The sequence below is a fragment of the Mesorhizobium sp. WSM3873 genome (assembly GCF_001672445.1).
GTDB lineage: Bacteria > Pseudomonadota > Alphaproteobacteria > Rhizobiales > Rhizobiaceae > Mesorhizobium.
The window spans coordinates 32,655-55,000 of sequence record NZ_LYTM01000003.1; the positions used below are offsets into that span (position 1 = coordinate 32,655).

At 64.1% G+C, this 22,346-nt stretch carries 18 protein-coding genes, 1 tRNA gene, 2 rRNA genes and 1 pseudogene (1 of these 22 only partly in view); 5 read left to right on the forward strand and 17 right to left on the reverse strand.

Going from position 1 to position 22,346, the window contains the following annotated elements; all coding sequences use genetic code 11:
• Positions 1-452 precede the first annotated feature (452 nt).
• Positions 453-893 (forward strand): GFA family protein, encoded by a 441-nt coding sequence (locus tag A9K71_RS02805; protein ID WP_066990025.1) that lies wholly within the window; start codon positions 453-455, stop codon positions 891-893.
• Between the two features lie 19 nt (positions 894-912).
• Here the strand turns inward: A9K71_RS02805 and A9K71_RS02810 are convergent, their stop codons facing one another.
• From A9K71_RS02810 to A9K71_RS02830, 5 genes are all read right to left on the reverse strand, one after another.
• Positions 913-1,674 carry a glucose 1-dehydrogenase gene (locus A9K71_RS02810; RefSeq protein ID WP_066990027.1) on the reverse strand — a complete coding sequence of 254 codons (762 nt, stop codon included), beginning with the start codon at positions 1,672-1,674 and terminating at the stop codon, positions 913-915.
• An 11-nt stretch (positions 1,675-1,685) separates the two neighbouring features.
• The gene (locus A9K71_RS02815; protein ID WP_066990030.1) at positions 1,686-2,498 is read right to left on the reverse strand and encodes an ABC transporter permease; all 813 of its coding nucleotides are present in this window, start codon (positions 2,496-2,498) and stop codon (positions 1,686-1,688) included.
• Positions 2,498-3,361 carry an ABC transporter permease gene (locus tag A9K71_RS02820; RefSeq protein WP_066990457.1) on the reverse strand — a complete coding sequence of 288 codons (864 nt, stop codon included), beginning with the start codon at positions 3,359-3,361 and terminating at the stop codon, positions 2,498-2,500. Before A9K71_RS02820 ends, A9K71_RS02815 begins: the two co-directional genes overlap by 1 nt.
• Positions 3,362-3,435: 74 nt before the next feature.
• Entirely contained in the window at positions 3,436-4,599 is a 1,164-nt protein-coding gene (locus A9K71_RS02825; RefSeq protein ID WP_066990033.1) for a spermidine/putrescine ABC transporter substrate-binding protein, read from the reverse strand.
• Entirely contained in the window at positions 4,580-5,716 is a 1,137-nt protein-coding gene (locus A9K71_RS02830) for an ABC transporter ATP-binding protein (RefSeq protein ID WP_066990036.1), read from the reverse strand. Before A9K71_RS02830 ends, A9K71_RS02825 begins: the two co-directional genes overlap by 20 nt.
• A 119-nt stretch (positions 5,717-5,835) precedes the next feature.
• On the opposite strand from A9K71_RS02830, the gene A9K71_RS02835 reads away from it, so the two are divergent.
• From A9K71_RS02835 to A9K71_RS02845, 3 genes are all read left to right on the forward strand, one after another.
• Positions 5,836-6,645: a helix-turn-helix transcriptional regulator gene (locus tag A9K71_RS02835; RefSeq protein ID WP_066990039.1), complete on the forward strand. Its 810-nt coding sequence runs from the start codon at positions 5,836-5,838 to the stop codon at positions 6,643-6,645.
• A 203-nt stretch (positions 6,646-6,848) separates the two neighbouring features.
• Entirely contained in the window at positions 6,849-7,547 is a 699-nt protein-coding gene (locus A9K71_RS02840; RefSeq protein ID WP_066990043.1) for a GntR family transcriptional regulator, read from the forward strand.
• 276 nt (positions 7,548-7,823) lie between these two features.
• A complete protein-coding gene (locus A9K71_RS02845; protein WP_066990046.1) occupies positions 7,824-9,179 on the forward strand; it encodes a glutamine synthetase family protein in 1,356 nt (451 codons plus the stop codon).
• 12 nt (positions 9,180-9,191) lie between these two features.
• On the opposite strand, the gene A9K71_RS02850 is transcribed toward A9K71_RS02845, so the two are convergent.
• The 9 genes and pseudogenes from A9K71_RS02850 to A9K71_RS02890 form a co-directional block, all read right to left on the reverse strand.
• Positions 9,192-10,181 carry an ABC transporter permease gene (locus tag A9K71_RS02850; protein WP_082953629.1) on the reverse strand — a complete coding sequence of 330 codons (990 nt, stop codon included), beginning with the start codon at positions 10,179-10,181 and terminating at the stop codon, positions 9,192-9,194.
• The gene (locus A9K71_RS02855) at positions 10,178-11,698 is read right to left on the reverse strand and encodes a sugar ABC transporter ATP-binding protein (RefSeq protein ID WP_066990049.1); all 1,521 of its coding nucleotides are present in this window, start codon (positions 11,696-11,698) and stop codon (positions 10,178-10,180) included. The genes A9K71_RS02850 and A9K71_RS02855 overlap by 4 nt, the downstream gene beginning before the upstream one ends.
• 64 nt (positions 11,699-11,762) lie before the next feature.
• Positions 11,763-12,755: a substrate-binding domain-containing protein gene (locus A9K71_RS02860; RefSeq protein WP_082980319.1), complete on the reverse strand. Its 993-nt coding sequence runs from the start codon at positions 12,753-12,755 to the stop codon at positions 11,763-11,765.
• 83 nt (positions 12,756-12,838) lie between these two features.
• On the reverse strand, positions 12,839-13,615 hold the full coding sequence (locus tag A9K71_RS02865; RefSeq protein WP_066990055.1) for an SDR family oxidoreductase: 777 nt from the start codon (positions 13,613-13,615) through the stop codon (positions 12,839-12,841).
• A 2-nt stretch (positions 13,616-13,617) separates the two neighbouring features.
• The gene (gene dgoD / locus A9K71_RS02870) at positions 13,618-14,781 is read right to left on the reverse strand and encodes a galactonate dehydratase (protein ID WP_245299514.1); all 1,164 of its coding nucleotides are present in this window, start codon (positions 14,779-14,781) and stop codon (positions 13,618-13,620) included.
• Positions 14,782-14,871: 90 nt separating this feature from the next.
• The gene (locus A9K71_RS02875; protein ID WP_082953630.1) at positions 14,872-15,615 is read right to left on the reverse strand and encodes a FadR/GntR family transcriptional regulator; all 744 of its coding nucleotides are present in this window, start codon (positions 15,613-15,615) and stop codon (positions 14,872-14,874) included.
• 169 nt (positions 15,616-15,784) lie between these two features.
• Positions 15,785-16,426, reverse strand: a complete 642-nt coding sequence (locus tag A9K71_RS02880) for a ThuA domain-containing protein (protein WP_066990466.1) — start codon at positions 16,424-16,426, stop codon at positions 15,785-15,787.
• 203 nt (positions 16,427-16,629) lie between these two features.
• Entirely contained in the window at positions 16,630-17,805 is a 1,176-nt protein-coding gene (locus tag A9K71_RS02885) for an acetate/propionate family kinase (RefSeq protein ID WP_066990469.1), read from the reverse strand.
• Between the two features lie 59 nt (positions 17,806-17,864).
• Positions 17,865-20,245 (reverse strand): annotated as a pseudogene (locus tag A9K71_RS02890) (phosphoketolase family protein).
• A gap of 141 nt (positions 20,246-20,386) precedes the next feature.
• Between A9K71_RS02890 and A9K71_RS31110 the strand changes: the two are divergent.
• Positions 20,387-20,845 carry a hypothetical protein gene (locus tag A9K71_RS31110; protein WP_156752574.1) on the forward strand — a complete coding sequence of 153 codons (459 nt, stop codon included), beginning with the start codon at positions 20,387-20,389 and terminating at the stop codon, positions 20,843-20,845.
• On the opposite strand, the gene A9K71_RS02895 is transcribed toward A9K71_RS31110, so the two are convergent.
• The 3 genes from A9K71_RS02895 to A9K71_RS02905 all read right to left on the reverse strand — a co-directional run.
• Positions 20,816-20,892, reverse strand: a tRNA-Met gene (locus tag A9K71_RS02895). The two genes, A9K71_RS31110 and A9K71_RS02895, sit on opposite strands and share 30 nt — an antisense overlap.
• A 209-nt stretch (positions 20,893-21,101) precedes the next feature.
• Positions 21,102-21,216 (reverse strand): 5S ribosomal RNA (gene rrf, locus A9K71_RS02900).
• A 298-nt stretch (positions 21,217-21,514) separates the two neighbouring features.
• A 23S ribosomal RNA gene (locus A9K71_RS02905) occupies positions 21,515-22,346 on the reverse strand; it runs 2,059 nt beyond the window's last position.

Genomic DNA, 22,346 nt, shown 5'->3' on the forward strand with positions numbered 1-22,346 from the left:
TTTCGGTTTGAGCGCTGAGTAAGCTACGTGATCTGAACGACGGACGCCCGCCTGATGGCCGGCCAACAGGCCGGATCGAGCACTCCGCATACCCCCTCGGTCCAGCCGTCGCGAACGACGTGGGAACCGACCTTGGTCTCTTCCGCGCGTTGCAGATTCTCGTGCCGGCAACAGCGCATGACTAGTGATGCCCCGCCGAAAGACGGTTTCTTGCGGCCGAAATTGAAAACAGCCGAGAGCCGGAGCGGCTTTTTTCCATTTGCACGGCAACCTCTTCACGGAACCTGGCCTATGGTTTGACCGATCGTTGCTTCGGGCGCAAGCCCACCCGCTGGGACCACTCCGCGCGTTGCACGGCCAAAGGAACTCGCTGCCGGTTTTGATGTTCCCACTGAGCACGCCACCAGCGCACAGCGCGGCCGACGGAATTCAGCACGATCAGGAGCGATGAGATGGAATGCAGGATCGAAACGGGGGCATGTTTTTGCGGGGCGATCGCGGCCGAGATGCAGGGCGATCCGTTCTGGATCTGCTTCGACCATGATGACGACTGCCGCCGGGCGATCGGAAGCCCGCTGACCATCTGGATCGGTTACCGGCCGGACCAGTTCCGCTTGACCCGCGGCCAGCCCAGGGAATTCTCGAAGACCCAGGGCATCGTCCGCAGCTTCTGCGAGAAATGCGGCACCTCGATCGCCTATCGCGACGAGGGTCTGAACGACGAGCTTTATGTCACCATCGGCTTCTTCGACCATCCGGAGCGGTTTCGGCCACAAGCCCACGCCTATTGGCGGCTGCGTCTGCCCTGGCTGGAATTTTCCGACGATCTGCCGCGTATCGACACCTACTCGCGACGCCGCGATCCGGCATTTGGAAATCCCGTCGACCGGTAGATCGCTCGCCAAGCGCGCCTCAGCCGATGCTTTCGCCGCCGTCGACGACCAGCGCCTGGCCGGTCATGAAGGACGAGCGGTCGGAGACCAGGAACAGGATTGCTTCGGCGATCTCCTCCGCGCTCGCCCAGCGCCCCATCGGGATCTTGGTACGGACATAGTTTTCAATTGCGTTGCGCCCGCCCATCTGGGTGATGAACGGCTCGTTGAACGGCGTGTCGACCCAGCCCGGACAGAGCGCGTTGATGCGCACATTGTGCTTGGCGTAGTCGAGCGACATCTGCCTGGTCATCGCCACCACCGCATGTTTGGACGTGGCATAGGCGATCATCTCGCGATCGTAGAAGACGCCGGAATTGGACGCAGTGTTGAGGATGACGCCGCCGCCCTGCGCGATCATCGCCGGCATGACGGTCTTCGCCGCGAGGAACTGCGCCCGCACATTGATCCGCCACGACGCGTCCATGCCGTCGGTGCTGACTTCCGTCAGCGTGCCGCCGACCTGGATGCCGGCATGGCTGTGCAGGATATCGATCCGGCCGTGCTTGCCGAGCGTTCCCGCTATGAGGTCCTCGACCGCCGTGTCGTTGCCGACATCAGTCGCAACCGCTTCGGCGCGGCCGCCGGCTGCGCGGATAGCGGCCGCCGTGGCCTCGCCTGCCGCCGGATCCCGGTCGGCGATCACCACGACAGCCCCTTCCCGCGCCATGATCATGGCGCCGGCGCGCCCGATGCCCGACCCGGCGCCCGTCACCACGGCGATGCGATCTTTCAAAATCATGGATCTGTCTTTCAAGGCGATGGTTTTCGTCGGCCGAGCTGCCATTGCGCGAGCAGGACGAGCAGCACCGAGGCGGCGAGCACGATCGTCGCGATGGCGTTGATCTCCGGCGTCACGCCGCGTCGGATCGAAGCAAAGACATAGATCGGCAAAGTCGTCTGCGCGCCGGCGACGAAGAAGGCGATGATGAAGTCGTCGAAGGAGAAGGTGAAGGCGAGCAGGAAACCGGCAATCACCGCCGGCATGATTTGCGGCAGCACGATCGAGCGGAACGTCGTCAACGGTGTCGCATAGAGATCGCTCGAGGCCTCGACCAGGTTGCGGTCAAGGCTGCTGAGCCGCGTGCCGACGATCATCGTCACCAGCGCCATCGAGAACAGGCCGTGCGCGGCGATGATCGAGCCGTAGCCGAGCGCCAGGCGCGGCGGCTGGTCGGTCGGCCAAACCGAAGCGAGGAACGGATTGACGACGGCGAAGAGCTGCACCAGGGCTACCAGCGTCGAAATGCCGATGACCACACCCGGCACAACGATCGCGGCACCCAGCAATGCGTCGAACACGCCCCTTGTCCGCGCGCCGACACGCTGCAGCCCGAGCGCCGCGGCAGTGCCGCAGAAAGCCGCGAGCAGCGCGCTGGTGGTGGCGATGAACAGGCTGTTCTTCAGCGCCTCGACCAGGAACGGGTTCGACAGCGCCTTGCCGTACCATTGCTCGGAGAAGCCGGTGAACTCGCTGGCGTGGTGGCCGGCATTGAAGGAGAACAGCACGACCAGCGCGATCGGCAGATAGAGGAACGCAAAGACGGCAACGACGAAGGCGCGCATCAGATCAGGTCCACGCGGCGGGCGCCGGAAAGCCGGGTCGAGATGCGGTTGGCGATGATCAGCACCACGACCGAGACCAGCACCAGCGTGATGGCAATCGCCGATCCGAACGGCCAGTTGCGTGACTGCAGGAAGAGGTCGACCAAGGCGTTGCCGATGAAGAACACCTTGCCGCCGCCAAGCAGCGTGGGGATCAGATACTCGCCGAGCAGCAGGATCATCACCAGCGAAAATCCGGTCATCACGCCCGGCAACGACAGCCGGAGCGTGACGCCGAGGAAGGTCGATAGCGGCGTAGCACCCAGATCGGCGGAAGCCTCGAGCAGCCGCCGGTCGAGCCGCTCGAGGCTGACATAAATCGGCAGGATCATCAGCGGCAGATAGCCATAGACGATGCCGAGCAGCACCGCGCCAGGCGTGTTGATCAGCCTGAGATCCTCGATGCCTATATAGGCGAGCAGGGCGGGAATGCCGCGCCCGCCAAGGATGTACATCCAGGCATAGGTGCGCATCAGAAGGCTGGTCCAGAACGGGATGACGATCAGCGCGAGCAGGATCAGCCGCCAGCGCTGCGGCGCGCGCAGCGCCAGGTAGTAGGCGACAGGATAGCCGACGAGGAGGCAGGCCAGCGCGCCGACCGGCGCCAGCACCATCGTGTTCCAGAAGGCGGTCGCCCGTGCCGGCAGGTTGGCATATTGAGCGAAGGTGAACGCTGCCTGGTAGCCGCCCTCGGGTGCCCGCTCACCGACGCTGAAGACGGCGATGGCGACGAACGGCAAGACCAGGAACACGACGAGCCACAGCGTCGCCGGAGCGAGCAGCAGGGCCGTCAGAAGATTTTTGCGAAGGAACCTGCCGCGCATTGAAAAAGCCGCTTCGGCGCCGGCGGGCCTCTGCCCGCCGGCGGTAAGAACTTGACCGGAGTTGGTGCCCTGATTCACGCGGCCTTGAAGCGCGCCATCAGCTCGGCGCGGCCCGGATCGGTCAGCGTCGCGGCGGCGCCGAACTCGAGCGGCTTCAGAAGCTCGGCGGCCGGATAGAGAATCGGGTTCTCGAGCACCTCCTTCGGCAGCAGCGCGTTGACCCGCGCGTCGGTCGAGGGCGCGCCATTGGCCAGATGCTCCTTGACGGCGACCTTCGGGTTCATCAGGTAGTTGAGCAGCGCATAGCCGGCCGGCTTGTTCGGCGCGTCCTTCGGGATGGCGTAGAAGTCGGTCCAGATCTCGCCGCCCTCCTTGCCGAGCACATAGGCGATCTCAGGAATATCGCGATGAAGCTGCGCGCCGTCATTGGTCCAGCACATCGTCATCCAGGCGTCGCCCGAGCGCATCGACGGCTGATAGTCGCTCGACACCGCGAACAGATGCGGCTTGACCTTGAGCAGCAGTTCCTCGGCCTTGGCGAGCTCGTCCTGCTTCAGCGAGTTGAACGAGTAGCCGTGATATTTCAGCGCATTGCCGATCGTGGTCAGCTGGTAGTCGTGCACCATGGTGCGGCCATCGCCTTCCGCCATGGCAGTATCCCAGAATTCCTTCCAGCTCGACATCGGCTTGGCGAGCTTCTTGGTGTTGACGGCAAAGCCGGTCGTGCCCCAGTTCTTCGGCACGGCGTAGATCGTGCCGTCGATCGTGCCTTCCGCGGTGAAGCGGGCATCTTCCTTGCTGCCGTCGAAATTGCCGAGCTTGGCCATGTCCAGCGGCTCGATGATGCCGAGCTTCTTATAGGTCGAGATGGTGTAGTTGGTCGGCACGAACAGGCTCCAGCCCGAGCCGCCGGCCTGCAGCTTGGCCAGCATCTCTTCGTTCGAACCGAAGACGTTGACCTCGACGGCCACGCCCGTCTCGGCCTTGAAGTTCTCGAAGGTCTGCGGGTCGTGATAGTTCGGCCAGGTGGCGATAGACATGCGGTCGCCGAAGTTCTCGGCAGCAAAGGCCGGTGTCGGCCTGATGCCGAGCTCGCGCGCCATCACCGCGGTCGCGACGCCAAGACCGGTGAGGCCAAGGAAGTCGCGCCGGCTGATCGATCCGCGCTTCAGGCGCATCAATTGGTCGACGAATTTTTCGGGGCTTATCGGCAGTCCGTCACGATAGGATTTTGACATGTTGGTCTTCCCTCTGGTTGGTCCCGTTGTTCTTAGGGCGCGGAAACGCCAGCGGCGCTCCGGCGGCGAAGCCGATGGCGACGGGTTCGCCCGGCTTGAAAAGGTTGCCCCGGCCAGTCACGTGATCGGCCTTGGTAAGCAATGATCCAATGCCCTGCACTTCGATCGCGTATTCCGCGGTCGAGCCAAGAAAGATGCGGTTCCGGACAATGCCCTTGAGGCCGCCGCCGCCGGGCGCCGAGAGGCTGAGCGATTCCGGCCGAAGGCTGACGGATACGGCCTCGCCCCGGCTGAGCGGTACCCGCTTGCGCGCCGAAATCACCGTGCCGTCGGCGAGCGCCACGTCGACGAGGTCGCCGGAGAGCCCGGCCACCTTGCCGCTGAGCAGATTCGTCTTGCCGACGAAATCGGCAACGAACAGATCGGCCGGCTCGTCATAAATCTCGCTCGGCTGGCCGAGTTGCACCACGCGGCCGCCATTCATGACGCACACGAAGTCACTCATCGACAGTGCCTCCTCCTGGTCGTGGGTGACCAGAACGAAGGTGATGCCTATCTCCCGCTGCAGGTTCTGCAGCTCGATCTGCATGTCTGTGCGCAGCTTCTTGTCGAGCGCCGCCAGTGGCTCGTCGAGCAACAGCACCGCAGGCTTGTTGACCAGCGCCCGGGCGAGCGCGACGCGCTGCTGCTGGCCGCCGGAGAGCTCGTGGATCTTGCGGCGTCCGTAGCCGGCAAGCTGCACCATGGCCAATGCCTCACCTGCCTTCAGGCTGATCTCGCGCGACGACAGACGCGGCCTTGCCTGGCGCAGTCCGTAGGAGATGTTCTCCTCGACATCGAGATGCGGAAACAGCGCGTACTGCTGGAACACCATGTTGACCGGACGCCGGTAAGGCGGCGTTCCGGCCATGTCGCGGCCGCGGATCAGCACCTGGCCCTCGCTCGGCTGCTCGAAGCCGCCGATCATGCGCAGGCATGTCGTCTTGCCGCAGCCGGATGGTCCGAGCAGGGCGACGAAGGCCGCGGGCGGGATGGCAAGGTCGATGCCGCTGACCGCCGTGACGGCGCCGTAGCGCTTGGTCACCGCGCGAAACTCGATATCGGGCACTGCAGTCAAGCCACGGGCTCCAGCGACAGCGTGAGGCAATCTTTGCAAAGCTAGCAGAGCCAATGGCGGCTAGTATATACCTCGCGGGTGGTATATTTAATTGATTTTAGCATTTCGAGGGGTATGAATTGAGCGCCTCCCGCAGCGACGACTACAACGCGCTCGGCGCCGTGATTGCCACGGCGCGCGAGCCCGGCGATCATTTCGGCAAGGCGATCGTCGGCTGGCTGCGCGGGCATGTCCGCTTCGATCACTGCGTCGTCTTCGGCTATCGGGGTGCTGCGCGGCCGCCGCTTCTGTTCGAGACCTTTTCGCCGGCCGAAAGCCACATCTTCGTCGCGCTCTATCAGGAAGGGCCCTATCTGCTCGACCCCTTCCATCACGCCGCGGTCGAGCGCAGGGAAGGCTTCTGGCGCATGCGCGAGTTGGCGCCGGACCGCTTCTATGCCAGCGAGTACTACCGCTCGTACTACAGCCAGACCCGGCTCGCCGAGGAGGTCGGCTTCTTCATTCCGCTGGCCGGCAAGGATGCGCTGGTGCTGTCGCTGATGCGGCTGCGCGCCTCGGGGCCGTTCGGAACAGCCGACGCCAGGCTGTTGCGCGACATGGCTCCCGCGGTGGTCGGCTTCTGCCGACAGCGCTGGCCAGCCTTGCCTGCCGAAGAGACCACGGTTGCGCCGCCGGGCGAAGCCGCGGCGGTGACCAATGAGCTGGATCGCGCCCACATCTGGAAGAGCCTGTCGCTGACCTCGCGCGAGAAACAGGTCGTCGACCTGGTGCTCCAAGGTCACTCGACGGAATCGATCGCCAGGGCGCTCAGGATCGTCCCAGGGACCGTGAAGGTCCATCGCCGCAACATCTATCGCAAGCTCAAGATCAGGTCGCAGGCCGGCCTCTTCGCGCGCTTCGTCGAGATCATCGACGCGCGCATCGGATAGTGCGTCTCCAGCTAACTGGAACCGCTCCACGGCGCGCATGCCCAGGGGCGCCGTTCGGGTCAGGCAGGAGGCCGCCCCTGCCTCACTTGCGGCGCCGCGCGTTAACCGTCTATCGTGCGATCGAGGGCCGCCGGCCAAGTGTCGTGGTTGCAGACAGAGCGGCTAAACCAGATTTCAGGGACGGACGAAGTAGCGCATAGCCAATGGCCGACAAAACACAATTCGGACTGACTGCCCTCGACACAGTACCGCTGCATGAGAAAGTCTATCTGGAACTGGTGCGGGCGCTGATGTCGGGTCAGCTCCAGCCCGGCCAGAAGCTGACCTCGCGCAAGCTCGCCAAGGAGCTCGGCACCAGCGACATGCCTGTGCGCAGCGCCTTCATGCGGCTGCAGGCGCTCAGGGCGCTGAGCCCGATGCCGAACGGCAGCGTCGAGGTGCCGATGATTTCGGCGGACCGTTTCCAGCAGCTCACCGACGTGCGCACGGTCCTGGAAGGCACGGCCACTGAGCTCGCCACCGGCCTCATCAACGGCAACAACCTGCGCGCCATCCGCCGTCATTGCGCCGAACTCACCCAGGCCGCCCGCAGCGGCGACATCGACGACTACCTGCGCAAGAATCACGACTTCAAATTCTCGATATACCGCCACTGCGGCAACGAGCAGATGATCTTCCTGATCGAGACCGTGTGGATGCAGGTGGGCCCCTTCCTCCGCAACCTGCGCATCGGCTTCGAGGACGACCTCGCCGGCATTCTCGGCATCGACTATCATGAAGAGGTCGTGGCGGCGATCGAGGTCCAGGACGGCGAACGAGCCCGCGCGGCCATCGTGCGCGACATCGACGAGGGCGCGACGCACATTCTCAAACAGATCAAGTTTCCTGAATTGCGGCACTAATGCCTCAGCGTAGATCGAGGGATTGCGATACCGGCAGCCAGCTCACCGTTGACCGCGCAAATGCCCCCTTGGCTTTCCCCTAGCGGCCAGCTATGTTGCGATCGCAGATCGCAGCTATGGACCCAAAATGCCGCCCGATATCCCAGCTAGTGAATTGAAAAAATGAAGGAACATCGCCTGGAACCATCCGTGGCGACCTTCATAAACTCACAAGCTGTAGAATGGATATCGTAGCCGGAACGGCTGCAGCACCTCCGAAAGAACAGGGGCTGGAAATTGGGCGATGCAATTGCGGACGTTTTGAACTGGCTTGAAAGCAGAAGCGACATCCAGAGCCTGCGGGCCGCGGTGTGCGACCTGAACGGCATCATGCGCGGCAAGCGCATCCCGGTCGAGCAGGCGCGCAAGGCGCTCGAAGGCAAGCTGCGCATGCCTTATTCGCTGATCGGGCTCGACATCTGGGGAGAGGACATCGAAGGCAACGCCCAGGTTTTCTCGACCGGTGACGCCGACGGGCTTTGCCATTGGACCGGACGCGGCATCCTGCCCGTCAACTGGACGGCGCATCCGACGGCGCTTTTGCCCCTGTGGCTCGCCGATGAGGCCGGCGCACCCTATCTCGGCGATCCGCGCCGCGCGCTCGCCCGCATCCTCGACCGCTACGCAGCGCTTGGTCTGACGCCGGTTACCGCGACCGAGCTTGAATTCTATCTCGTCGATCCGACATCGCAGCGTCCGGTCGGTCCTGTCTCGCCGGTCACCGGCCGGCGTCTCGATTCCGATGCGGCGCTTTCGATCGACGAAATCGACGATTTCGAAGGCTTCATCCACGACATCTACGAAGCCTGCCGCATGCAGGGCATTCCGGTCGATACGGCGATCGCCGAGAACGGCGTCGGCCAGTTCGAGATCAACCTCAACCACGTTCCGGATGCCTTGCGCGCCGCGGACGACGCCGTGCTTTTCAAGCGCACGGTCAAGGGCATCGCGCGCAAGCACGGCTTTGCCGCCTGCTTCATGGCCAAGCCCTATGGCGAGCGCGCCGGCAACGGTTTCCATGTTCATTTCAGCGTGCTCGACAAGGACGGCCGCAACATCTTCGACGACGGCAGAGACCAGGGCTCCGACACCATGCGCCACGCCGTCGGCGGCCTGCTCGCGGCCATGGCCGAAAGCACGCTGGTGTTCGCGCCGCATTTCAATTCTTATCGCCGGCTGCGGCCACGGTCCTATGCGCCGACGGCTGTCGCCTGGGGCTACGAAAACCGCATGGTGGCGATCCGCATTCCAGGCGGCCCGTCTGCCGCGCGCCGCATCGAGCATCGCGTTTCCGGGGCCGACGCCAATCCCTATCTGGTGCTGGCGGCGATCCTGGGTGCCGCGCTGATGGGCATCGAGCGGCAGCTGTCGCCTGGCGAGCCGACCGGCGGCGAGGGGCAGGGCCTCACGCTTGCCAAGCTGCCGCCTGACTGGGCCTCGGCGATCGCCGCCTTCGAGACCGGCAAGCGCGTCGCCGAAATCTTCCCGGCCGTGCTGCGCGACGCTTTCATCGCCTGCAAACGCCAGGAGTTGAACACCTTCGCGCTCAATGTCAGCGACTTCGAGATCGAGACCTATCTCGAAAGCGTCTAACCTCGCGCGGGGCTATTCTCCCGACCGGGCCCGCTGGCGCTCTTGCACGATGACGGCCAGGATCAAAAGCGCGCCCTTGGCGAGCAGCTGGTAGAAGGTCGGCACGGAGGTCAGGATCATGCCGTTGTTAAGGACGCCGATGATCAGCACACCTAACATCGCGCCGATGATCGTGCCCTTGCCGCCCTGCAGCGCGCAGCCGCCGAGGATCGCGGCGGTGATAGCCTCGAGCTCCAGCCCCTGGCTGCCGGAGGCGGGCTGTCCGGACATGGTGCGGCTGGCGAGCACCAGACCCGCCACCGCCGCGGCGAAGCCGCTCATCGCATAGATCGAGATCTGATAGCGGCGGATCGGGATGCCGGCGAGCCGCGCCACCGTCGGATTGCCGCCGAGCGCGTAGATATTGCGGCCGACGACCGTCTCACGGGTGAAAACGATGAAAGCCGCCATCGCCGCGATCAGCAGCCAGATGGCGAAGGGCAGCCCGAACAGCGTGCCGATGCCCAGCGCGCGCAGGCTGTCGCCGGTGATCGGTATGGAATTGCCGTTGTTCATCAGATAGGCGAGGCCGCGGAAGGCCGACATCGTGCCAAGCGTCGCGATCACCGCATTGACCGGCCCGTAGACGATGATCAGCCCGTTGACTGCGCCTGCCAGCAATCCGGCGAGCAGGCCGGCGAGGATGCCGGCGGGGATCGAGCCGGTTTCCTGGGCGGCGACGGCCAGCACCATCGTGCTCAGGCCGACGATCGACCCGACCGAGATGTCGAGCCCGCCCGATACGATGACGACGGTCTGCGCCATTGCCAGGATGCCGAGAATGGTGACCGCGAGGCCTATGTTGATCAGGTTGCGCGGCGTGAAGAAGACGTCCGGCCTCAACACGCCAAAGATCGCCAGCAGCACGACCAGAGCGATCAGCAGGCTGATGTTTTGCGCGCCGATGCGGCCAAACAGGCTGGCCGGCGCGCGCTCGCGTCCGGCGGTCGCGGTATCGGTCACGACACCCTCCTTTCGATTGCTTTCTTGTCCGAGCGCATGGCCAGCGCCAGCACCGCCTCCTCGCTCGCCTCTTGCCACGGCAGCTCGCCGCTGATGCGACCGCTCTGCATGACCAGGACGCGGTCGGCGAGGCCGAGCAGCTCCGGCATCTCCGAGGAGATGAGCAGGATGGCGAGGCCCTGGTCGGCCAGGCTCTCGATGAGCCTGTAGATCTCCGCTTTGGCGCCGACATCGATGCCGCGCGTCGGCTCGTCGAGGATGAGCACCGCCGGCCCCCGTGCCTGCCAGCGCGCGAAGACGACCTTCTGCTGGTTGCCCCCGGACAATTTCCCGACCGCCTGCTCGATCGACGGCGTCTTGACCCTGAGCTCGGCGACATGGCGGGCGACCAGCGCGCGCTCGCGCCTGCGGCTGAAGAAGCCGTAGCGCGACACCTTGTCGGGCACCACGAGGCTGACATTGTCGCGCACCGCCTGCATAAAAAGCAGGGCTTCCTGCTTGCGGTCCTCCGGCACCAGCCCGATTCCGGCGGCAACCGCATCCGCCGGCTCGCGCGGCCTGTAAGGCCGGCCGCCGACGGCCATTCGCCCGGAGAGCAGAGGATCGAGGCCGACGATCGCACGCGCGACTTCCGTCCGCCCCGCGCCGACCAATCCACCCAGGCCGACGATCTCGCCGGCCCTGACCTCGAAGCTGATCCCGTCGACGCGGCGTGTCGTGACGCCTTCGAGCGCCAGCCGGACCGGCCCGAGCGCGCGCACTTTTCGGTTGAACAGGTCGCTTACCGGCCTGCCGACCATCAGCCGCACCATGCGCTGCTCGTCGAGCGCCGCGATTGGTTCGTCGGCGACGCGGCTGCCGTCGCGCATCACCACGCACCGATCGGCAAGCTCGATGATCTCGCGCAGCCGGTGCGAGATGTAGATCACCGCGACGCCGTCGGCCTTCAGGCGCCGGATGACGCGGAACAGCCGTTGCGCCTCGTCCTCCGTCAAAGACGAGGTCGGCTCGTCGAAGGCAAGCAGCCGCGCGCCCGGCCGCAGCGCGCGCATGATTTCGATCAGCTGCCTGAGCGCCGGGCTCAGGCCATGGCAGCGCTGCCCGGGCGAAAGCACGTCGACCACGCCAAAGGTGCGCAACAGGTCGAGACTGCGCCTTTCGAGATCAGCGCGGTCGAGAAAAATTGCGCCCCGCGCCTTGATGTCCCCGATGAAGATGTTTTCCGCCACCGTAAGCTCCGGGATGATCTCCGGCTCCTGATGGATGACGCGGATGCCCGAGCCGTGTGCGGCGCGCGGCGAGCTGAGCTGCACCGGCTGCCCGTCGACCAGAACCCGGCCGCTATCCGGCCGATGCTCGCCCTCCAGCACGCGCATCAGCGTCGACTTGCCGGCGCCGTTCTCGCCGATCAGCGCGGTGATCTCGCCGACGTTGAAAGCGACCGACACGTCGCGCAGCGCCTGCACGGCGCCGAAGCGCTTGCTGACGCCGTCGACGGAAACGACGGGCACGGTCATGGGCGGGAGGCTCCCTTTGAAGCCGCCCGCCCGAAGGCCATCCGCTCCGAGCCCGAAAGGGAGCCTAGGACTTGCAACCGAGAGTGTCCTTGAACTTGGCGAAGTTCTCGCCGCTGATCAGCGTGGCGTCCTGGAAATAGTCCTTCTGCATCTCCTTGCCGGTGGCTTGGTCGTAGAGCGCCTGGATGGCGGCGGCGCCGTGCTTGGCGCTGTCTAGCCACATCGTGCCGCGGAAGCCCGTCGGCTTGCCGGAACCGAAGGCCTCGCAGGAGCGGGAGCCGTCGATGCCGATGCCGATGACGTTCTCCGGCTTCATGCCGGCATTCTCTGTGGCGCGCACGCCGCCGAGCACGCCGTCGTCATTGCAGGAGTAGAAGATCCACTTCTCGGCGTCCGGATTGGCCGTCAGCGTCGTCGACACGACATCGATCGAGTTGACCATCGTATTGTCGTAGGGAATCGAGACGATGCGCGACTTGATCTCCGGGATCGCCGCGACCAACGCTTCCTCCGCGCCCTTGTTGCGGCGCATGCAGGTGTCGGCCTTCTGGTCCTCGATCGAGCCGACGCGGACCTTGGAGAGGTCCTTGTCCCAGCCTTCGGCCTTGACGATGCGGGCAATCTCGCCGCCGACCTGCTTGCCGATGTTGAGCGCGTTCATGCCGACATAGGCGACCGGCGTGCCGTCGGCGAAGGCGATGTCGTCGTCGACAGCAATCAGGCCGATCTTGGCGGCCTTTGCTTTGTCGGCGACGACCGGGCCGAGCGAGCGGTCCGGCACCACCACGGCGATGCCCTTGACGCCGTCGCCGACATAGGTGTCGAAGGTGGTGACGGCGAGGTTGGCGTCGAACTGAACGTCCTGGACAAGCAGGTCGACGCCGAGCTCGGCGGCCTTGTCCTTGGCGCCCTTCACCTCGCGGACGAACCAGGGATGGTCGCCCATCTTGTTGATATAGCCGAACTTCATCTTGTCCTGCGCGCCGGCGTCGTGGACCGTCAGCGCGACGGCTGCGGTCGCGGCCACAGCAAGCCACGTCCTGATCATGCGTTTCATGGTTTCCTCCTCCATCGATCCCGGCCGGCGGGAGTCCTTTTTGCTTGAAGACGTTTCCGGCGACCGGCCGCCGGTGCGAAACCTCATTCGTGGTAGAGAACCGAGCGCCCGCCATCGATGACGATGCAGGCCGCGTTGATGAACGGGGCCTCGTCGGAGCCGAGGAAGACGGCAGTCATCGCCACCTCCTCCGGCCGCCCGATGCGGCGCGGCGGGTGCAGGTCGTAGGTGCGCTGGCGCTCCGCCTGCGGATCAGGAAAGGTGTTCCAGTAGTCGACCGCGATCTGCGTCTCGATGTAGCCGGGTGCGATCGCGTTCACGCGAACACCTTCGGCCGCGTATTGAACGCCGAGCGATCGTACCAGGCCGAGCAGTCCGTGCTTGGCAACCGGATAGGGAAAGGTCGAGGGGATGATCGCGAAAGAATGGCACGAAGCGATCGCCACGATCGAACCCTGCGTCTGAGCCCGCATCGCCGGCAGCACGGCGCGCGCCGAATACCACACCCCGTCGAGATCGACGGCAAAGCAGCGCCGCCATTCCTCTTCCGTGGTTTCCAGCGGCTCGTGGAAAACGTTGATGCCGGCATTGGCGACCAGCACGTCGATGCGGCCGAAGGTGGCAAGCGCTTGCTCGGCCATCGCTTTGCAGGATGCGATATCGGCGACGTCGGTCTCCACGAACAGCGCCCGAGCGCCGGCTTCGACCAGCGACGCGGCAACGCTCTTTCCGCTGAGCGCATCCTTTTCGGCCACGACGATGGCCGCACCCTCGGCGGCCATCGCGCGCGCCGTCGCCTCGCCGATGCCGCGCCCGGCGCCGGTGACAATCACCACCTTGTCCTTCAGTCGCCCGGCCATGGTCACCAGTCCACGATGGTGCCGTCGGCAAGGACGGCATTGGTGGTGTGCATGACCTCCGGCCTGTAGGGATGCCGATCGGCGACCGCTTCGTCGACCTCGACGCCGAGCCCGGGCGCATCCGGCACCTGCCAGCAGCCGTCGATCATGCGGATCGGCCCTTTCACCACCTCGAAATACCAGGGCACGGCACCGACCATCTCTTCCTGGATCAGGTGATTGGGCGTGGAGACCGCGAAATGCAGCGCCGCCGCGCCGGCGATCGGACCGAGCGGATTGTGCGGCGCCACACCCACCGAGACCGCCTCGGCCATGGCGGCGATTTTCTTCGCCTCGAGCAGGCCGCCGCAGTGGCAGATGTCCGGCTGCACGATGTCGACCGCCCTTGCCCGGAAAAGGTCGTCGAATTCGGGACGATCGATCAGCCGCTCGCCGGTGGCGATCGGCACGCGCGATTTGGCGACGAGCTGCGCCAGCGCGCCGGTCTCACCCGGCGGCAGCGGCTCCTCGACGAACATCGGTCGGTAGGGCGCAAGCGCGTCGATATAGGCGAGCGCGGTGGAGGCCGAGGCGGGACGGCCGTGGAAATCGACCATGATCTCGACTTCGGGACCGACTGTCTTGCGCAGCGCCTCCATTAGGCGGCCGACCTTGTCGACCTCGACGAGCGGCGCATGATAGTGGCTGTAGGGGATGAAGACGGCCTTCAGCGCGCGATAGCCCGTGGCCACCACTTCGGAGGCGCGCCGCACCAACGGCTCGGTCTCCAACGTTTCGTAGACGGCGCGCATGTCGCCGAGGCCGAGATGCGTGTAGACCTTGACCCGGTCGCGCACCTTGCCGCCGAGCAAGCGCCAGACCGGCTGATCGAGCCATTTGCCAAAAATGTCCCAGAGCGCCAGCTCGATGCCGGAAACCGCCGACATGCCGATGACGCCGAGCCGCCAGAACGAGTGCTTTTTGAGGATGCGCACCGCCTGCTCGATGTCGCGCGGGTCGCGGCCGACCAGAAGCGGCGCGAGGTCGTTGACGGCGCCGACGACGGCCTGGGTCTTCCATTCCAGCGTCGCCTCGCCCCAACCGTAGAGGCCCGGCTGGTCGGTCTCGACACGCACAAACACCCAGTTGCGCATATCCGCGTTCACGACGCGCGTGGTGATGGCCACGATCCTCAAGCGCAACTCCTCCCATGACGCTAATTAGATCATATGAAATTGAAATATCATATGATAAAAAATGGCGTCAAGCCGGAAACGTCACCCTCTGGCGTGAAGATCGTCGGCGGCGATGTCAAGCAGCCTGTTCATGGCGCCGCGGGCGCCGGCGGTATCGCGGACGCGGATCGCCTCCAGCACCGCGACATGCGCCGACAGCGCGCGCGATTGCGCCTCCATCAACGGATTGGTGACCAGGAAGGTGGCGCGCAGGGCAGCTTCCAGCATGCCGACCAGCCCCTTGAGCACGACATTATGGCTGGCGGCGATGACGCCCTTGTGGAAGGCGAGGTCCGCCTGGCAGACCGCGTTGAGGTCGCCCGGGATATTGTCGCGCATGCCGACGACCGCGCGTTCGATTTCGGCGAGATCGGCGGCGCTGGCGCGCCTTGCCGCAAGCTCGGCCGCCGCCGGCTCGAAGATGCGGCGCGCCTCGAGCAGGCCGGAAACCAGCTCCTCGTCATCCTGGATGGAAGGGTGCCAGCCGAGCACCACCGGGTCGAGCAGGCGCCAGCTGTCGCGCGGCAGCACGCGCACGCCCGCCCGCCGCCTGGCCTCGACAAGACCTTTCGCCGACAGCACCTTGACCGCTTCCCGAACCGAGGTGCGGCTGACGCCCAGCATGGCGCAGAGCTCCTCCTCGCGCGGCAAGGCTGCACCGGGAGCATAGTCGCCGCCCAGGATGCGGCTGCCCAGCACGCTGACGACGGCGTTGTGCACGCTTGCGCCGCCCTGGTCGACCGAAGGCATCCACCCGGTTGCGTCCGAAGGAACGATATTTTCCACGCAATCCTCTCCCGATAGAGCAAGTTGCTGCCGGCAGTTGTATGAAAGCTTACGTCTTATGTAAATCACTCATTCATATGATCTGTTATGATCATAGGAGCGGGTCGGTGATGCTTTCGGTTCGGGAAATCCGGCCGCCACCGGCGTCAGCCCGCACCGACGGGCGCGTTCAGCGCGCCGCCCACACAAGTCCGCGGCGCAGGATGGTGCGCATCTGCGGCACCTCGAATTCCTTGGCCGCGTGGCCGAGCGACGAATAGAACACCCGCCCTTTGCCGTGCCGGCGCTTCCAAATCACGGGCATGACAACGCCGGCGATCCACGGCGCGTGCTCGCCCGAGAAGGTGGTGGTCGCCAGCACGTCGTTCGATGGATCGACATGCATGTAATATTGCTCGGAGCGGTATTGGAAATCGTCGATGCCTGCCACGATCGGGTCGTCGCGCCGCACGATATTCACACGATAGTCGATGATGTTGCCGGGATGGGCGACCCACTGGCCGCCGCACATGAACTGGTAGTCCGTCGATTCGCGAAACGCGTCGCCCATGCCGCCGTGATAGCCGCCGAGGCCGACGCCGTTTTCGACCGCTTTGGTGAGGTTCGCCTCTTCGGCCTTGGCGATCTTGGACATGGTGTAGATCGGCACGATCAGGCTGAGGTCGGCGATCGCCGGGTCGGCGAACACCGCGGTCGTATTTTCCAAGCGCACGGCAAAGCCTTCCTCCTGAAGCATCGCTTTGACGACTCGCGCCCCGGCTTCGGGTTCATGCCCTTCCCAGCCGCCCCATACGATCAGTGCCTGCCGCATCTTCCGCTCCTTATGCATTTGGCCGCGCGGCCGGATATAGGGCGCGAGGCGCCGGGCTGACCATCGCCGAGTCGAGCTTGAAGGGAAAGTGAGGCGAACGAAAACGGCCCGCGCGACGCCCGATCGCCCGACGCTCGTCCTGGTTCAGCGGAAGCTCTGCGCCAAGTTACCGAGCTAATCCCTGCGATCCTGCCGCGGGCAGATCAGACCGTGTCGAGGTCGAGGAGCTGCGTGGCCACGGCACGTTCCTCGTCGGCCGGAATGACAAGAACATCGACGCTGGACTCTCGCGCGCTGACCAGCGCTTCGCCGCTGCGATTTAAACCGTGGTCGACCACGACACCAAGCCAGGCAGCAGCCTCGCAGATCTCTTGCCGGATCTGCCATGCATTTTCGCCGATGCCGGCGGTGAACACGAGCGTGTCGAGGCCTCCAAGCGCGGCCGCGAGCGATCCGATCTCACGTCCGGCGCGATAGACGAAGAGCGCGACGGCGCGCGCCGCCGCCGGGTCTTTCGACCCAAGCAGCGCCTGCATGTCTCCGGAAATGCCGGATACGCCCAGCAGGCCGGACTGCTCGTAGAGCAATTCGGTCACTCGGTCGGCCGACAGCTTGCGCTCCTGCAGAAGGTGCAGGATCACGCCAGGATCGATGGCGCCGCAACGGGTGCTCATGACGAGGCCGTCAAGCGTCGAAAAACCCATGGTCGTGGCGAGGCTTACCCCTGCCTTCATCGCACACAGGCTCGCGCCGCTGCCGAGATGGGCGGCAATCGTTCGGCCACCGGCAGCGTCGCCGTCGCGCTCGCGGAGCTTCGCTGCGATGTGCCTGTAGGAGAGCCCGTGGAAGCCGTAGGAGACGATGCCCCGTTCCGACATCTCGCGCGGCAAGCCATAGAGCCTGGCAAGCTCCGGACGCGCCGTGTGAAAGGCCGTATCGAAGCAGCCGACTTGCTTGGCTTCCGGCAAAAGCCGACCGGCCAGATGGACGATCTCCAGGTTGATCGCCTGATGGATCGGTGCGAGCGGCTCAAGCCTATGCAGCGCGTCGAGCGTGCGCTCGTCGAGCAAGGTCGCTTGGGTAAGTTCTTGCCCGCCATGGACGATGCGGTGCCCGACAGTGCCGATCCGGCGCAAAAGAGCGTGATCCTCGAGATAGGAAGCTATGGCCTCGAACGCCTTGGCCATCCCGATCGGTCCGTCTCCCAGGCTCCTGTCGATTTCGCGTGACAATTCTGAGGGCGCGACATGCAATTGTGGATGATGTCCGATCGACGACACGCTGCCGCGCACCAGCAGGTGAAGCTCGCTTCGCTGCTGAAACACGGCGAACTTCAGGCTTGAGGAGCCGCCGTTGAGGACGAGAATGGCATCGGTCATGGTCGGCCGGTCCCGGCCAATCGTGCGCTCGTCCATTTGGCCTGACGCTTCGGCATCGACTACTGCTCCCATTTCCAGCCGAGGACCTCGGGCATGTCCTGCCCATTCTCGCGGATATAGGTCCGGTGCTCGATCAGCTTGCCTTCCATCGCCTGCTTCAGCCGAATATGCGCGCCGGCCGGCTCGGGAATGCGGTCGAGCACGCCCAAGACGAGATGATAGCGGTCGAGGCCATTGAGCACGGTCATGTCGAAGGGCGTCGTCGTCGTCCCTTCCTCATTGTAGCCGCGCACGTGGATGTTGTCGTGGTTGGTCCGCCGGTAAGTCAGGCGATGGATGGTCCATGGATAGCCGTGATACGCGAAGATGACTGGCTTATCGGCCGTGAAAAACGCGTCGAATTCACGATCCGACAGGCCGTGCGGGTGGTGTTCCTTGGGCTGCAAAGTCATCAGGTCGACTATGTTGACCACCCGCACCTTGAGGCCGGGAACGTGGCGTTTCAGAATTTGGACCGCGGCCAGCGTCTCGAGCGTCGGCACGTCGCCGGCGCAGGCCATCACCACATCCGGCTCTGCCCCGCCGTCGGTCGACGCCCACTCCCATATGCCGATACCGGCCTTGCAGTGGACTTTCGCCTCGGTGATCGACAGCCACTGCCAGGAATTGGCTTTGCCGGCGACGATCACGTTGATGCGGTTCCATGTCCGAAGCACATGATCCGTCACGCAAAGCAGGCTGTTGGCATCCGCCGGCAGATAGACGCGCACGATGTCCGCCTTCTTGTTCAAGGCGACATCGATGAAGCCCGGATCCTGATGGCTGAAGCCATTGTGCTCCTGCTGCCAGACATGGCTCGACAACAAATAGTTCAAGGACGCAATCGGCCGCCGCCACGGCAGCTTGCCGCAGGCATCCAGCCATTTCGCATGCTGGTTGAACATGGAATCGACAATGTGCGTGAAGGCCTCGTAGCAGGAGAACAGGCCGTGCCGGCCGGTAAGCAGATAGCCTTCCAGCCAGCCCTGACAGGTATGCTCGGACAGGATTTCCAGAACCCTGCCTTCGCGGCCGAGATGCACATCTTCGGGCAGAATCTTTTCCATCCAGGCGCGCTCGGTCACCTCGAAGACGTCCTGCAGCCGGTTCGAAGCCGTCTCGTCGGGACCGACAATGCGGAAGTTTTTGGCGCTTTGGTTCAATGCCATGACGTCGCGCAGGAAACCGCCCATCACACGGGTCGACTCTGCTTTCACGCCGCCGGGCTGCTGGACAGATACGGCATGCTCTTGCAGGCTTGGCAGTTGGAGGGAGCGGCGCAGCAGGCCGCCATTGGCATGCGGATTGGCGCTCATGCGTCTGCCGCCTTGCGGGGCAGTGGCGCGGATCATGGCCACTGGCGCGCCCTCGGCATCGAAAAGCTCTTCGGGCCGATAACTTCTCAGCCACTCCTCGAGCATCTTCAGATGCGCAGGGTTTTCGGCGAGACCGGAGAGCGGAACCTGATGCGCGCGCCAGAATCCTTCGGTCTTCAGCCCGTCGACCTCCTTGGGGCCTGTCCAGCCCTTCGGGCTTCTAAGGATGATCATCGGCCATTTCGGCCGGCCGTCGGCAGTCTCTCCGCCGCTGCGCGCCGCCTGCTGAATTGCCTGGATGCGGTCCAGCGCATCGTCGAGTACGACGGCCATCCGCTCATGCATCAGGGGCGGATCGTCACCCTCGACGAACAGCGGTTCGTAGCCATAGCCGACGAATAGCGCCCGCAATTCTTCGTCAGAGATGCGGGCGAGAATGGTGGGACTGGCGATCTTATAGCCGTTGAGATGGAGGATCGGCAGCACCGCGCCGTCCTGCGCCGGGTTGAGGAACTTGTTGCAGTGCCAGGATGTGGCGAGCGGGCCGGTTTCCGCCTCGCCGTCGCCGACGACGCAGGCGACGATAAGATCCGGGTTGTCGAAGGCCGCGCCAAAGGCATGCGAAAGCGCGTAGCCGAGCTCGCCGCCTTCATGGATCGACCCGGGCACATCGGGAGCGGCATGGCTCGGGATGCCTCCCGGAAAGGAAACTGCCGGAAGAGCGTCCTCATTCCGGCCTCTTCGAGGGAAATATCCGGATTGATCTCGCTATAGGTGCCTTCGAGATAGCTGTTTGCAACCATGGCCGGTCCGCCATGGCCGGGGCCGCAGATGTAAATAACGTTGACATCGCGAAGTCTGATCGCGCGGTTGAGATGCGCGTATATGAAGCTGAGGCCCGGCGAGGTTCCCCAATGCCCAAGCAGCCTGGGCTTGACGTGCGCCAGCCGAAGCGGCTCGCGAAGCAGCGGATTGTCGAGTAGATAGATCTGCCCGACAGTCAGGTAGTTGGCGGCACGCCAGTAGGCATCGATGTCGTGCAGCTCCTGTGCGGACAAGCGATTGGTGCTGGGATGCGTGGTCATGTCCGTTTCCTTCGCTGTTCCAAACTCACCCGGCTGAGACACAACGCATGGACGTCACCGCCGGTTCATGACCGGTCGGCGCCGCGAGCGGGCCCCATTGGGACACGCGGCCCACCGCCAGGACATGAACTGGTAGCGTCGATGCGCGAAACGCGTCGGGCAATGCCGCGTTATAGCCGCCGAGGCCAGCGCCGTTTCGACCGCTTTGGTGAGGTTGGCCTCTTCAGCTTTGCAAGCTTTGCACCATCAGGCCGACTTCGGCACCGCCGACTCCACGAAGGCCCCGGTGGTGCTTTCCACGCGCACGGCGAAGCTCTCTCCTCGAGCATCGTTCCGACGACGCACGCCCGGGCGACCATCGCAGCAAAAAGTCGAGTCGACCTTGAGGGCAATGTAGGGCCGCAAACGCAAACGGCCTGCGTTGGCGGGCCGGTCTGGATTGGTGTGGGGATTTGGCTTGTCTGCCGGCGCGGCGTCGGTTCGCTGCTTGCGGGCCTGATGACCGCTCACATCAGCCGGCCCAGTATGGCCAGCTACAAAAACGCCCGCACGAGGCGGGCGTTTTTGGATTGGTTGCGGGGACAGGATTTGAACCTGTGACCTTCAGGTTATGAGCCTGACGAGCTACCGGGCTGCTCCACCCCGCGTCAAGATAGAGGTAAGTTTGCGCTTACCGTATTCAAGGGACCGCCCAATGAAAGGGCCGCTTGCGCGGCCCGGGATCCCGTTTGGCGGGCCTCATGCATGTCGCTCAAAAGTGTTAGCGGTTTTGAGGCAACGACATGCATCACAACAATCGCAAGGAGAAGATTTGTCTGCATCCAATCCGGATGTGAGATGAACGTGCGCTTGGCAGACCTGGCAGCGACCTACTCTCCCGCGTCTTGAGACGAAGTACCATCAGCGCTGGAGCGTTTCACGGCCGAGTTCGGAATGGGATCGGGTGCAGCCGCTCCGCCATAACCACCAGGTCGGCGAAACGCACGTTCAAATCGAGAAGCTGTTCAAGCGCGATCCAAAGGATCGTCGCCAAGCGCGATCCAAAGGATCGTCGCCAAGCGCGATCCAAAGGATCGTCGCAGCGCGATCCAAAGGATCGTCGTTTTTGTGCCAAGGCGACGTCTGCGTTTTGCCTACGGGCGAAGCCCGCAAGCGCGACTGCGCGTCGCCGGTCGTCCGGCGCCTCGCGGAGCATAGGCCCGTAAGGGCCGCTCATGCGTGAGCGCTGGCAGACCATCCGACTTTGTCGGATGGATATTAGGAATGAGAACGATCAAGCCGATCGAACTATTAGTACCGGTAAGCTTCAAGCGTTGCCGCTCTTCCACACCCGGCCTATCAACGTGGTCGTCTTCCACGGTTCTCAGGGAATACTCGTTTCAAGGTGGGTTTCCCGCTTAGATGCCTTCAGCGGTTATCCCGTCCGGATATAGCTACCCTGCAATGCGGCTGGCGCCACAACAGGTCCACCAGAGATCCGTCCATCCCGGTCCTCTCGTACTAGGGACAGATCCTTTCAATATTCCTACACCCACGGCAGATAGGGACCGAACTGTCTCACGACGTTCTGAACCCAACTCACGTACCGCTTTAAATGGCGAACAGCCATACCCTTGGGACCTGCTCCAGCCCCAGGATGCGATGAGTCGACATCGAGGTGCCAAACAACCCCGTCGATATGGACTCTTGGGGGTCATCAGCCTGTTATCCCCGGCGTACCTTTTATCCGTTGAGCGATGGCCCTTCCACACGGGACCACCGGATCACTATGACCGACTTTCGTCTCTGCTCGACTTGTCAGTCTCGCAGTCAGGCAGGCTTATGCCATTGCACTCAGCGAACGATTTCCGACCGTTCTGAGCCCACCATCGCGCGCCTCCGTTACTCTTTAGGAGGCGACCGCCCCAGTCAAACTACCCACCATACATTGTCCCGGACCCGGATAACGGGCCGCGGTTAGACATCCATAGTGATAAGGGTGGTATTTCAAGGGTGGCTCCACCTGAGCTGGCGCCCAGGCTTCAAAGCCTACCACCTATCCTACACATGCCACTACGAATGCCAATGTAAAGCTATAGTAAAGGTGCACGGGGTCTTTCCG